General features: G+C 36.2%; 2 pseudogenes (both running past the window's edge). Both read right to left on the reverse strand.

Annotation, left to right across the window (positions count from 1 at the left end):
• Window positions 1-763 (reverse strand): annotated as a pseudogene (locus A2255_08965) (septum site-determining protein); it reaches 329 nt to the left of the window's first position.
• Window positions 753-1,261, reverse strand: a pseudogene (locus A2255_08970) (hypothetical protein) (it continues 784 nt past the right edge of the window). The pseudogenes A2255_08965 and A2255_08970 overlap by 11 nt, the downstream one beginning before the upstream one ends.

Below are 1,261 nucleotides of genomic sequence, written 5' to 3' on the forward strand. Positions count from 1 at the left end.
TTAAAGTTTCTCTTAAAGCTATTATTAATGAAACAGCAGGTGTATATGGTGTGGTGTCATCTTGAGCGTTTTTCTTATATGCACCAAAGTTGAAATAGAAGCTAGGATATTTGCATTGTTCATAAACTTTCCAGGCTTTTTGACTACAGGCCAGGAAAGCAAGTCCCGGTGGAATCATAAAACCCTTTTGGCTTCCTGAAACTATAACATCAGCACCCCATTCATCCATTTTAAATTCAATAGCTCCGATACTTGTAATTCCATCAACTACTGATAAAGCTCCATGAGTTTGAATAATATCATTTAGAGTTTTTACATCATTAGTTACGCCTGTTGATGTCTCATTGTGGGTCAAAGTAACTATTTTTATCTCTTTATTAACATCTTCGTCAAGTCTTTTCTTAAGGACTACCGGGTCAATTGCTTTTCCCCATTCAACTTCTATTTTTTCTACTATAGCTCCTTTTGATGCAGCAATTTTTGCCCATCTTTCTCCAAAATTGCCTATGATAAGACAAAGCACTTTATCTCCAGGATTTACGAGATTATAAATAGCGGCTTCCATAGCTCCGGTACCGCTTGAAGTATAGACAAATACATCTTCTTTAGTCTGGAATAACCATTTTAAATCTTGAAATACTTCTTTAAGAATAGCTGAAAATTCGGGACTTCTATGACCTATAGGATGTTTTGCCATTGCTAAAAGTGCACTTTCCGGTGTTGGGGTTGGCCCGGGAATCATTAAAAATGTCTTATCCTTCATCGTGTACCTCTCTTATCTCGTTCGCATAATACTCGAACTCATAATTTGCGATCCTGACTAGATCTCCATCTTTTATGCCTGCCTCTTTAAGTGCTTTAAGCACTCCCATTGATGTTAATATATTCTGTAATCTCCAAATAGCTTCTATATTTCTTAGATCTGTTACAGATACAAGTCGTTCTATTCTTCCACCGGTTACGACATAGGTTTTTTTCTCTTTATATACCATAAATCCGCTGTCATCATGATCATAAGCCACATGATCTTCTTCTACATCAATTTCAAGCGTTGGTGGAGGTATTTCATCTACTTTTTTAATTAAATAATTAACAAGATCCTGAACCCCTTCTCCGGTTGCAGCGGAAATTATAAAAACGTCTTTACCTTCATTCTTAAAGTGTTCTTCAGTGGAGCTGATTTTATCCGGGTCTGCTGCATCGATCTTATTTAAAGCTATGACTTGAGGAGTTTCTATTAATTTTCCCCCATAATTTTTGA

It is taken from the genome of Candidatus Melainabacteria bacterium RIFOXYA2_FULL_32_9, from assembly GCA_001784615.1.
Lineage (GTDB): Bacteria > Cyanobacteriota > Vampirovibrionia > Gastranaerophilales > UBA9579 > UBA9579.